Source organism: Mesorhizobium sp. M7A.F.Ca.CA.002.05.1.1, from assembly GCF_003998335.1.
In the GTDB taxonomy this organism is placed as follows: domain Bacteria; phylum Pseudomonadota; class Alphaproteobacteria; order Rhizobiales; family Rhizobiaceae; genus Mesorhizobium.
In genome coordinates this window covers 1-12,380 of sequence record NZ_RZQI01000067.1, presented here as the reverse complement: position 1 = coordinate 12,380, position 12,380 = coordinate 1, and the positions used below count along the sequence as shown (strand labels likewise).

Here is a 12,380-nt window from a genome sequence, read left to right as displayed (position 1 = left end):
GGCTCGGCTCCTACATCTTCCTGCGTGACGCAGGCTCAGGCGACTGGTGGTCGGCTACAGCCGAACCGAAGCGCGCCGCCGAGGAAAAGGCGCAGACCTTGTTCTCCGACGACAAGGCGAGCTTCGTCAAATCCGTGGGCACGTTGCGCTCCGAGGTCGAATGCATTGTCATCTCGGAAGGCAATGGCGAGGGCCGTCGGGTCACGCTCTACAATGACGGTCCGTCCGACCGTCACATCGAAGTGACCTCCTTTGCCGAACTGGTGCTCGGCCTGGAGGCGTCCGACAACGCGCATCCGGCATTCTCGAAGATGTTCGTGGAAACCGAAATCTCTGCCAACAACGCGGCGATCTTCGCCACGCGGCGCAAGCGCGAGACCAGCGAGCCCGATATCGCCATGGTGCATTTCGTCACCGATCCGTCCGGATCGGCGCGCGATGCCGAGGCCGAGACCGACAGGCGCGCCTTCATCGGCCGTGGCCGTACCATCGTCGATGCGGCCGCTTTCGACCCGGGCGCCAGGCTGGGCGGCCATTCAGGCTTTACGCTTGATCCCGTCGCCTCGCTGCGCCGCCAGGTGCGCGTGCCGGCCAACAAGAAGATATCGCTGACCTTCTGGACCGTCGTCGGCGCTGGCCGCACCGAGCTGGACGAAGCCATCGCCCGCCTCGACCATCCGGAGAGCTTTGCCCGCCAGGCCATGCTTGCCTGGACGCGCAGCCAGGTGCAGACCCGCCATATGGGCCTCAGTCTGACCGATGCCGCCAATGTGCAGAAGCTGGCGCGCTATCTGATCTATCCGGATCCGTTCCTGCGTCTTCCCGCTGAATCCATCGCCTCGGGGCTGGGCAAGCAGTCGAGCCTGTGGCCGACAAGCATTTCCGGCGATTTCCCGATCTTCCTGGTCAGGATCGGCGACGTCGCCGATCTCGAAATCGTTGCCCAGGCGCTGCGTTTCCAGGAATATATGCGCACCCGCGGCATGATGATCGACTTCGTCGTCGTCAACGAGCAGGCGTCCTCCTATGTCCAGGACCTGCAGCGGGCGGTCGAGACGCTGTGCGAAAACAGCCGCCTGCGCGGCAAGGAGCTCGGACCTCGCCAGCACATATTCGCGGTGCGCCGCGATCTCATGGACGAAACCACCTACAAGACGCTGCTCGCTGTCGCCCGGGTGGTCCTGCACACGCGCAACGGCACCATCTTCGACCAGATCGAGCGCGCCGAGGCCGCGGCTCTGCAGGCGCGCGACGCTCTGGCAGCATTGCCAATTCCGCGTGAATTGCCGTCGCCGACACCCACGACGCATACTCCTGCCTCGCAGGCAGTGGCCAATGTCAGCGCTGATGGAAGCGGTCTCAGCCAGTGGAACGGCTTTGGCGGTTTCGACGGCGACGGGCGGCATTATGTCGTGCGCCTGGCCGGCCGGCGCACGACGCCGCAGCCGTGGATCAACGTCGTCTCCAACGCCTCGTTCGGCTTCCATACCTCCGCCGAGGGCGCTGCCTTCACCTGGAGCCGAAACAGCCGCGACTACCAGTTGACGCCGTGGTCGAATGATCCGGTCTCGAACCGGCCGGGCGAGGGCCTCTATATCTACGATCAGGCCAGCGGCAAGGCATTCTCGCCGCTCGCTGCCGTGGTGCGCGATCCCACGATGACCTACGAGGCTTGGCACGGCCAGGGTTTCTCGACCTTCCGCTCGAAGCGCGGACCATTGTCGATGGATCTCACCCATGTCGTCGATCCGGTCGATCCGCTGAAGATCTCGCGGCTGCGCATCCAGAATTCCGGCTCGGTGCCGGCGCGGCTGCGTGTCTATGCCTATGCCGAATGGGTGCTCGGCGGGCACCGGTCGCGCACTGCGGCAACCATCGTCCCGTCGCGGGATGCCGCCAGCGGGGCGCTGCTGGCACAAAACCCCTACGGGCTGGATTTCGGCGAGCGCGTTGCATTCCTCGCGGCTGACGGCGGCGTTCATTCGGTGACGACAGACCGGACGGAGTTCCTGGGCCGGCATGGCTCCAGCGAGCTGCCGCAGGCGGTGCTGAGTGGTGCAGCGCTGTCTGGCCGTGTCGAGGCCGGCGACGATCCATGCGCGGCGATTGCCCGCGACGTCGAGATCCCGGCTGGCGGCGACGTGACGCTGCTCTGGCTGCTCGGTGACGCCGAGTCCGCCGAGGAGGCGAGCGCGCTGGTGCAGGAGCATAAGGTCAAGGACTTCGACCAGCGGTTGGCCGACAATGAGCGCGAATGGCGCGGCTTCCTCGACACCATCCAGGTCGAGACGCCTGACAAGGCGCTCGACGCCATGGTCAATCACTGGCTGCCCTATCAGAGCCTGGCCTGCCGCATCCGTGCCCGCTCCGCCTTCTATCAGGCCAGCGGTGCCTTCGGCTTCCGCGACCAGTTGCAGGATACGCTGGCGCTGCTGGCGCATGACCCGCAACTGGCGCGCGACCAGATCCTCAATGCGGCACGGCGGCAGTTCCCCGAAGGCGACGTGCAGCACTGGTGGCTGCCGCGCACGGGTGCTGGCGTACGCACGCTGATCTCCGATGACGTGGTCTGGCTTGCCCACGCCACGGCGCGCTATTTGCTGGTCACCGGCGATGCCACCATCCTCAAGGAGCAATTGGCGTTCATCGATGGACAGCCGCTGGGCGAGGGCGAACACGATGCCTTCTTCACCCCGGAAATCTCGAAGAAGACGGCGTCGCTCTACGACCATTGCGCGCGTGCGCTCGATCTCGCCATCAAGCGCAGCAGCCCCGCGGGCCTGCCGCTGATCCTCGGCGGCGACTGGAACGACGGCATGAACCGCGTTGGCGAGCACGGCAAGGGCGAGAGCGTCTGGCTCGGCTGGTTCCTGCTGAAGACGCTGGGCGATTTCGCCCCCGTCGCCAAGGCCGAGGGCGATGCCAAGCGAGCACAGGCCTGGGCAAAGCATGCCGATGTGCTGAAGCGGGCGCTTGAGAGCACCGCATGGGACGGCGAATGGTACCGGCGCGGCAGTTTCGACGACGGCACCCCTTTGGGGTCTCGCAACTCGCAGGAGTGCAAGATCGACTCGATCGCCCAGTCCTGGAGCGTGCTTTCGGGAGAGGGCGATCCGGCACGGTCGACCACCGCGATGGAGCAAGCAACGAAGCTGCTTGTGGACGACAAGCTGAAGATCGTCAAACTGTTCACGCCGCCCTTCTCGAAGACGGAGAAGGACCCGGGTTACATCAAGAGCTATCCGCCCGGCGTGCGCGAGAATGGCGGCCAGTACACCCATGCCGCCACATGGTTCGTCATCGCGCTCGCCGAGATGGGGCAGGTCGACGAGGCCTATCGCTGTTTCTCGATGCTGAACCCCGTCAACCATGCGACCGACGAGGCCACGGCCGAGCACTATCGTGTCGAGCCCTATGTCGTGGCGGCCGATATCTATGCCGGGGACGACACTGCCGGCAACGGCAAGGGCGGCCGTGGCGGCTGGACCTGGTACACCGGCTCTGCCGGCTGGCTCTACAGGGCTGCTGTCGAAGGCATCCTGGGCATCGAGCGGCGCGGCAAGCGTGTCCAGTTCAAGCCGAAGCTGCCGAGCCACTGGGACGGCTACTCGGCAAATCTCAAAATGCTGGGGGCGGAACTCAAGGTTCGCGTCATCCGCGACAATAAGGCCAAGGCCGTGTCGCTGGAGGTGAATGGGACAAAGGCCAAGGGTTCGGCAGTCGAACTGAAGGACGGCGAAGTTGCCGAGGTGGTCATCCGGATCCCGGCTTGATGCATGTGCTCAAAAACTATGCGCTCGGGCCTGGGATCCGGGGCGCGACTTTTGCCGCCGCGGCGGGATGAGAGGCACCGTCCCGCCTGGCGTTGCCGCCTGCCGATTGAAGGACATGCCACCGAGGAGTGCATGAAATCAAAGGCTTGAGGCGTCCGATAGGGGGCGCCACGAGCAGTGAGAGTTGGCCCTTCCTTCGCATGGAGGGGCATCATGCAGCTTTGTTTCGTTCTATACTTCACTGAAGGCGATTTCGGCCTTAGTCATCCGTCCGACATTGTTGCTGACTAAAATTGTGGCAGCACGTGCCAACTGCCATGATTTCGCCGCATGCCTGACATTTTACCTGTCTTCTCAAACCGTTAGGTGATCACGGCAGATTTCGGAACGTCGCCATCTTTTGTTCGCTCTAAGGGAACTGAAGGGGTACACGGCCATTGTTTTGCGACGTATCAACCGGTACGAATAAAATGATGCAGTGCACAATAAACAGCGTGGCGGAGTAACTGGGGTGACCCTTCTGCAAATCTACTGGCGAGCTCTCGGTTATCTGGCCGCGGACAGGAAACGCGTTGCGTTGATCTGTTCGGCCAACGTGGCTCTCGCCATCGTAGCGCTTCTCGAGCCGATTATGTTCGGTCGCGTCATCGGCGCCATCTCCGAGCGTGGCTCTGTCTTCACCACGCTGGTCATGTGGGCCGGTCTCGGCGCCTTCAACATCGTTGCTTTCGTCATGGTGGCGCGCGGCGCTGACCGTTTTGCCCATGCCCGGCGCAGCGAAGTGCTTTGCGAGTCCTTCGAGCGCGTGATCACCATGCCGCTCGCCTGGCACCATCAGCACGGCACCTCCAATGCGCTGCATACGATGCTGCGCGCCGTCGAAACCCTGTTCAGCCTTTGGCTCGAATTCATGCGCCAGCATCTGTCCACGGCTGTCGCCCTCGTACTGCTGGTTCCGACCGCGATCAGCATGGACCTGCGCATGTCGCTGGTGCTGCTTGGCCTCGGGCTGCTCTATGTCGGCATCGGCCGGATGGTCATGCGCCGCACCAAGGCGGGCCAGGCCGCGGTCGAGCGCCACTACCACAAGGTGTTCGCGCATGTGACCGACTCGGTCAGCAACGTTGCGGTGCTGCAGAGCTACAATCGCCTCGGCCACGAGGCCGATACGCTGCGCCGCTACGTTAAGAACCTGCTCGACGCGCAGAACCCTGTTCTCGACTGGTGGGCGCTGGCCAATGCCTTGCACCGTCTGTCATCGGCAATCTCGATGCTGATCGTGTTGTCGATCGGCTCCTATCTCGTCACTCGTGGTCAGTTGGGTGTCGGCGACGTCATTGCCTTCACCGGTTTTGCCACGATGCTGATCGCTCGCCTCGACCAGATGTCGGCTTTCGCAAACCAGATTTCCGAGGCCCGTGCCAAGCTCGAGGATTTCTACCATCTCGAGGACTCCGCGGCTGATGCCGCCGAGCCGGACGGCCTGCGCGATCTTGCCAACGTCACCGGCCATGTCCGCTTCGAGAATGTCGGCTTCGAATTCGCCAATTCCGGCCAAGGCATCGACGACGTGTCCTTCGAGGTGCAGGCCGGCCAGACCGTCGCCATCGTGGGCCCGACGGGCGCCGGCAAGACCACGCTCATCAACCTGCTGCAGCGTGTCTTCTCGCCGTCCCATGGCCGTATCCTGATCGACGGCATCGACACCCGCACCGTGACCCGCAAGTCGGTGCGCCATTCGATTGCCACCGTGTTCCAGGATGCTGGGCTGCTCAACCGCTCGATCGAGGACAACATCCGTGTTGGCCGCGCCGATGCAAGCAATGACGAGATCCATGCCGCCGCCAATGCGGCTGCCGCACAGGACTTCATCCTGTCGAAGAGCAATGGTTACGACACGGTGGTTGGCGAACGTGGCGGGCAGCTCTCGGGCGGCGAACGTCAGCGCATCGCCATTGCCCGCGCCGTGCTGAAGGACGCACCGATCCTGGTGCTCGACGAGGCGACCAGCGCGCTCGACGTCGAGACCGAGGACCGCGTCAAGGAAGCGATCGACGAGCTGCGCCGCGACCGCACGACCTTCATCATCGCCCACCGCCTGACCACCGTTCGCGACGCCGATCTGGTCGTGTTCATGGACAAGGGCAGGGTGGTCGAGATGGGCGGCTTCACCGAGCTGTCGCTGCGCAATGGCCGCTTCGCCAGCCTGCTGCGCGCCGGCGGCCTGCTCAACGACGAGGAGGTTCGCCGCCTCAGCCGCACCGTGCAGCAACAGCAGGAAGCGGCTGCCTGAGCCTCTTTCTTTTACCTCCCCCTTGTGGGGAGGTCGGACCGTAGGTCCGGGTGAGAGTACAGGCACGGCCGCCCCAATTGCGTCTGCGACACCACCGCTCGATTGCCCCAAACGCGTTGGCGGTTTATGTAGAACCGCATGAGCGACACGACTTCACGCCTGACCGGCTGGATGGATCTCGCCAACCCGACGCGCTTCGTCGGGCTGGCGGACAAGGTCGTGCCATGGCTGGCCACGATCGCCACACTGATCCTCGCCGTGGGGCTCTATATGAGCTTCGCCGCGCCTGAGGATTTCCAGCAGGGCATCACCGTCCGCATCATGTATATCCACGTGCCTTTCGCCTGGCTCGCCATGATGTGCTACACGCTGATGGCGGTCTCGGCGCTCGGCACGCTCGTCTGGCGGCATCCGTTGGCCGATGTCGCGCTGAAATCCGCAGCGCCCATCGGCGCCGTCTTCACCGCGCTGGCGCTGATCACCGGTTCGATCTGGGGCAAGCCGATGTGGGGCACCTGGTGGGTCTGGGATGCTCGGCTGACTTCGGTGTTCGTGCTGCTCCTGATGTATCTCGGCATCATCGCGCTGACCCGCGCGCTCGACGATGCCAGCCGCGCCGCCTGGGCCGCGGCCATCATCACGCTGGTAGGCTTCATCAACATCCCGATCATCAAGTTCTCGGTCGACTGGTGGAACACGCTGCATCAGCCGGCCTCGGTGTTCCGCATGGGCGGCTCCACCATCGACCCCAGCCTGCTATGGCCGCTGCTGGTGATGGCGCTCGGCTTCACCGTGCTGTTCTTCGCGCTGCACCTGATGGCGATGCGCACCGAAATCCGCCGCCGCCGGGTGATTGCCATGAGACGGGTCGCGGCTAGGCAGGCAGAGAGACGCGATTAGGTTTCCCCCTCTCGCCGCTCGAATTGCGACCAGCAGCAACCTTACTCCTGCTTTCGCCTGAACAATGCTGCTGTGTTGCTGTATAGCAACGAGGTGTCCCAAAAGGTCGCCTCGACTTCGTCCGTCCGTTGACATCTTCCCCTGAGCCGAGCTGAGTGCCATTCAGTGTTATTGAGCGGGGAATCGACGATGAAACTGCGTTTGCTGGCTGGGGTATCGATACTCGCATTGGGGCTTGGCTGGAGTTCGGCGCACGCCGCCGATGCTGTCGTCGACGCCCCGAGGGCCGAGGATCTCTGGTATGTCACACTGTTTGGTGGCGCCAGTTTCCCCAATGATGTGAAGACGGACTACGATGGTTCTCGGTATTCAGTCGATCTTAATACTGGCTTCGTGATCGGCGGTGCTGTCGGTCGGCGCATCAACGATGTGTTTCGTGTCGAAGGCGAATTGTCCTACGCGCGCTACAAAGCAAGTTCTTTTAGCGGCAGTTACGACGGTGTTGTCTTCAACTCAGGCGATGCGGCCGGCAATTTGTCAGCGACCTATCTGCTCGCCAATGTCTGGGCCGACGTTGCGCATTTTGGCGATGCCAAGCTCTATGTCGGCGGCGGTATCGGCGCAGCTTATGTTACCGCCGATACCCATTTTGACGGTGACGACTTTGGATATGGGCCTGGCGGCTGGGGTTTCGCCGGCCAGTTGGGAACCGGTGTCACCTATGCGGTGACGCAGAATGTCGACCTCGATTTCGGCTATCGCTTCAAGGCCGTCTCCAACGTCGATCTGGACGACAATGACGGCAGCAATACCTACAAGGATGCCAAATTGTACTCCCACAATCTGCAGTTTGGCGTTATCTACAAGTTCTGATTTGACCGGCCTGTCACAAGCCGCGACCTGGATTTGACGGATGCCGCTTTTGCCCCGCCGGCAACCTCTGGGTCTGCCGGCAATAATGCCAGCCTCCCTTCCGACCGCCGGTGAACCGGCGGAAAAGACATTGCAGCGCGGCATCGACCTGCAACGGCGCAAGCGTTTTCGCGAGGCCGAGTTCTGCTACCAGACGGTGCTTCGCACGCAGCCGAAAAATGCCATGGCGCTGAACCTCATGGGCACTCTGGCCATCGAGGCCGAGCATCATGACGCCGCCATTGCCTATATGGAAAGGGCGGTCAAGCTCGAACCGGGCAACGCTATCTTCCGCAACAATCTCGGCAACGCCTATAATGTCACCGGTGACATCGAGCGCGCCCGCAAACATCTAAAGAAGGCGATCGCGCTCGACGGCCGGCTCATCGAAGCTTTGTGCAATCTCGGCCGGTCCTACCGCAGCCAGCTCGAGGGCGACGTCGCCGAAGGTTTCTATCGCCGGGCGCTGGCGGTCGACAGCCAGTCGCTGACGGCCCTTGCCGGTATGGGCGATCTGCTCACCGACATCGGCCGGCAGGCCGAGGCGGTCGAATGTTTTGGCCGCGCGCTTGCCATCGACCCGAGCCATGTCGAGGCGCTGGCCGGAATGGCGCTAGCGCGCCGGGCGGTCAAGGACGATCCAGCGTTGCCTTTAATACGGGCTCGCCTGGAATTGCCCATGACAACCGATCGCGAGCGGGTGGTGCTGCACCACGCCGCCGGCAAGATGCTCAACGATCAGCGCGAGTATCGCCTGGCCATCCGCCATTTCGCGCAGGCCAAGGCAATTTCCGGCAATGATTTCGACATTGACCGGCACACCCAGCTTTACGACAGTTTCATCGACACTTTCGATGCCGACTTCTTCGCGGCGCGGTCGAAATTGGGAAATCCGTCGAGACGCCCGGTCTTCATCGTCGGCATGCCACGGTCGGGAACAACGCTGACCGAGCAGATATGCGCCAGTCATCGCGAAATCTATGGCGCGGGCGAACTGCCGACCATTCGCTCATTGGCCGGTGAACTCGGGTTCGACAAGCTCGATCCTTCTGTCTTCACCAAGGCTATGGCGGCGCTCACTCCGGCCAAGGCGAAAGTGCTTGGCTCGAAATATCTTGACGATCTCAACAAGCGCAACAGCAAGGCGCGGCTGGTCGTCGACAAGATGCCGCACAATTTCGAACTGCTGGCCTTCATCAGCCTCATCTTGCCAAATGCCCGCATCATCCATTGCCGGCGCGACCCGATGGACAATTGCACGTCCTGTTTCATGCATAATTTTTCCGAAGCGCATGGCTACAATGCCGATCTGAACAAGCTGGGGCAGTATTACCGGCAATATGATCGCTTGATGCGCCATTGGGCCAAGGTCGTCCCGCTTGATATCCACGACATGCCCTACGAAGAAACGGTGGCCGATTTCGAAAACCGAGCGCGTGGATTGATCGGGTTCCTCGGGATCGAATGGGACGATGCCTGCCTCCGTTTCCACGAAACCGAGCGCACGGTGCGGACGCCGAGCCGCTGGCAGGTGCGCCAGCCGATCTATTCATCCTCAGTCGAGCGCTGGAAACTCTACGGCGACGCCCTCGATCCATTGAAAGCGGCGCTGGGTCCAGTTCTTCAACGCTGAGTGGCGTTCAGTTCGGGCGCGTCGGTCTCACCCCATCCTTCCCCGCGCGGCCACCGGCAGCGTTTCCAGCACCTTGTCGCCGTCGACCAGATTGACCTCGTTGAACAAATTGGTGACGACGCAGCAATGGTCGGGCACGACACGCACGCGCTCGCCGATGCGCAGCTTGCCGTCGCCCGAAAGCGTGACGGTGCCGTGCTCCTCGCTCAGGCCCGTCACCCGCGCTCCCGACACGCCGAGCAACTCGCCGAAATCGGCGAGACCCAGCGTGTCGCTGGACAGCGCCTTGCTGCCGGCATCGAGGATAGCGCGCGTCGCTGTGGGATGGCTGACCACCGTCGACAGCACCGTCAGCGCACAGTCGTCGAGGCCGCCGACGCCTTTGGCGACTTGATAGCGGTCGAGATAGATGTAGGTGCCTGGACGATACTCGGTGACAACGGATGTATCGCTGGAGCGCCACATATCCGGCGTGCCGCCGCTGGAGATGCGGTCGCAGGCGAGGCCCGACGCGGCAAGTGCCTGCTTGGCCCCGGCGAGCCAGGCTTCGGCCTCCGCTGCCCGCCCGGCGGCCGGGTAGGTCATCAGTCCGCCGAAGGCGAGGCCACCGGCTCTGTCGATCTGTCTTGCCAGCGCAACCGCTTCATCAGCCGACTGCACGCCGCAGCGTCCCATGCCGGTGTCGCATTCGACCAGCACCTGCAAACGATGGCCGGCATCGGTGAAGGTGGTTGCCAGCCCTTCGAGCGTCTCCATGCTGTCCGCTGTCACCGACAGGGTGACGCGCCCGTGCAGCGCCAGAAGGCGTTCCAGTTTGGCGCGCCCAAGGATGTTGTAGGGAAGAAAAATATCGTTCAGCCCGGCATCGGCCATCACCTCGGCCTCGCCGATCTTCTGGCAGGTGATGCCGACGGCGCCGGCCGCTATCTGCTTCTTCGCCCAGTAGGGCAATTTGTGCGTCTTGATATGCGGCCGGAGCTTCAGCCCGTTCTTGTCGGCATGCGCCTGGGCGCGGGCAATGTTGGCTTCCGCGCGCGCGGCGTCGATCAGGATGGATGGCGTATCGAGATCGTGAACGGTCGGCATCATCTTTCACCCCATGAGGAATCCGCGGGTTTTATGGCCCTGAAAATCCGTGATGTCACGCGGCCAGGCAAGCGGATCTGTGGTCCATACGCCCTGCGCAACGCCGGACAGGACGGCGAGATGGATCGACACCGCATCGGCGTTCGGCTATGCGATCTGCCAGACAAATCGATACGAAGGGATCATGATCATGAAGCGCTCCGCCATCAACGACATCATCCGCGAAGCCGACGCTTTCATCCGCTCGTTCGGCTACATCATGCCGCCCTTCGCCTATTGGTCGCCGCAGGAGGCCAAGGCGCGTCAGGTCGACTCGTCGGCCGTATTCACCTCGCGGCTCGGCTGGGACATCACCGATTACGGGCAAGAGAAATTCAGGGAACTCGGCCTGTTCCTGTTCACCGTTCGCAACGGCCGCTACGAGGACATGAAGAAGGGCATGGGTATGCTCTATGCCGAGAAGATCATGATCTCGCGCAAGGACCAGCTGTCGCCGATGCACCGCCACAACATCAAGGCCGAGGACATCATCAACCGTGGCGGCGGCAAGCTGGTGCTGGAACTGTTCATGCATGACCGCGACGGCGGCATCGATCCCAAGGCGGAGGTTTCGGTGCCGGTCGACGGAACCATCCACAGGCTGCCCGCGGGCGGGCTCCTGAAGCTCGACCCGGGCCAGAGCGTCACGCTGCTGCCCGGCGTCTGGCATGCCTTCTGGGCCGAGGGCAAGGACGTGCTGATCGGCGAGGTCTCGACCGTCAATGACGATCTCACCGACAATGTGTTTCGCGAACCGATCGGCCGTTTTTCCAACATCGACGAAGACGTTGCCCCGGTCCATCTGCTGGTGTCCGACTACGAGAAGTGGCTGGGGTAGGGGCGCCGCCCTACGCCTTCGGTGACGCCAGTCACACGGTCGAAAGTTAGCCCGTGGCGCCTGCCTACTGCGATCCTTGTTCGACCGATCCTGCCGCTTCTTCCTTGAAGACGACCTTTGTGCCTCTTTGCACTTCGGAGGCGAGGTCTTCGGCATCCCAGTTGGTCAGCCTGATGCAACCATGCGAGAAGGTCTTTCCGATCTTGCCTGGGTCCGGAGTCCCGTGAATGCCATAACTATCGATGGACAAATCGATCCAGACCGATCCCACCGGATTGTTCGGCCCGGCAGCGATCGTGAAGGGGCGCTTCGTCTTCACCCCCTTGAAGGCAAACTCGGGATCGTAGTGATAGGTTGGGTGGCGCACCACGCGTTTGACCTCTGCCTCGCCACTCGGCGCGGGCTTCTCCTGGCTCCCGATCGAGGCGGGGTACGTCGCAAGCGCTTTGCCGGAAGGGTCGAGCACGCGAACCTGGCGAGCGCTCTTGTCGACCTCGACGTTCCCAATGTCTTGCGGCGGATCACCTCGGGTTACAGCTGGCACCAGCAGCTTTTGCCCCGCCTTCCTGAAGCCGATGCCGGGATTGAGCCGTTCAAGCAGTTCCTCGCTGCTGTGGAAGCGCTCCGCCATCTTTTCCAGGGCATTGTGATAGGCGAGCCGGGGCAGGCGGGCCATCCTCTCCATGCGCGCCGGAATTCGCCTGGTGAACGGTCCACGCACATCCTTGCGCGTCAACTCGTAGGTCTCAAGCGCCGGGCGCGAGGAGCTCGCGACCAGCTTGTCCCATGTCTCGCGGTTAAGCTTGCCGTCGGCAGGCAGTCCGTTGGCCGCTTGAAACGCACCGACTGCCCGGCTGAAGTTCTCCGCTTGGCGGCCGTCGATCAGGCCTGGCGAGAAGCGTGCAC

General features: G+C 62.9%; 8 protein-coding genes. 6 read left to right on the top strand and 2 right to left on the bottom strand.

Features of this window, described 5'->3' with window-relative positions:
• From EN939_RS05875 to EN939_RS05855, 5 genes are all read left to right on the top strand, one after another.
• The coding region (locus EN939_RS05875) for a GH36-type glycosyl hydrolase domain-containing protein (RefSeq protein WP_442919525.1) at positions 1 to 3,773 on the top strand (3,773 nt) is incomplete at its 5' end.
• Between the two features lie 511 nt (positions 3,774 to 4,284).
• Positions 4,285 to 6,066, top strand: coding sequence for a glucan ABC transporter ATP-binding protein/ permease (locus EN939_RS05870; protein ID WP_127267279.1), 1,782 nt, complete (start codon positions 4,285 to 4,287; stop codon positions 6,064 to 6,066).
• A gap of 138 nt (positions 6,067 to 6,204) precedes the next feature.
• Entirely contained in the window at positions 6,205 to 6,966 is a 762-nt protein-coding gene (locus EN939_RS05865) for a heme ABC transporter permease (protein WP_127267278.1), read from the top strand.
• Positions 6,967 to 7,155: 189 nt separating this feature from the next.
• Positions 7,156 to 7,839, top strand: coding sequence for an outer membrane protein (locus tag EN939_RS05860; RefSeq protein ID WP_127267277.1), 684 nt, complete (start codon positions 7,156 to 7,158; stop codon positions 7,837 to 7,839).
• Positions 7,840 to 7,924: 85 nt separating this feature from the next.
• Positions 7,925 to 9,511 carry a tetratricopeptide repeat-containing sulfotransferase family protein gene (locus EN939_RS05855; RefSeq protein WP_236383329.1) on the top strand — a complete coding sequence of 529 codons (1,587 nt, stop codon included), beginning with the start codon at positions 7,925 to 7,927 and terminating at the stop codon, positions 9,509 to 9,511.
• 27 nt (positions 9,512 to 9,538) lie between these two features.
• Here EN939_RS05855 and EN939_RS05850 read toward each other — a convergent pair whose 3' ends face one another.
• Entirely contained in the window at positions 9,539 to 10,597 is a 1,059-nt protein-coding gene (locus EN939_RS05850; protein ID WP_164749018.1) for a D-TA family PLP-dependent enzyme, read from the bottom strand.
• Positions 10,598 to 10,787: 190 nt separating this feature from the next.
• On the opposite strand from EN939_RS05850, the gene EN939_RS05845 reads away from it, so the two are divergent.
• Positions 10,788 to 11,474, top strand: coding sequence for a D-lyxose/D-mannose family sugar isomerase (locus EN939_RS05845; protein ID WP_127258087.1), 687 nt, complete (start codon positions 10,788 to 10,790; stop codon positions 11,472 to 11,474).
• Positions 11,475 to 11,538: 64 nt separating this feature from the next.
• On the opposite strand, the gene EN939_RS05840 is transcribed toward EN939_RS05845, so the two are convergent.
• On the bottom strand, positions 11,539 to 12,380 hold an 842-nt coding region (locus tag EN939_RS05840; RefSeq protein ID WP_164750891.1), incomplete at its 5' end, for a L,D-transpeptidase family protein.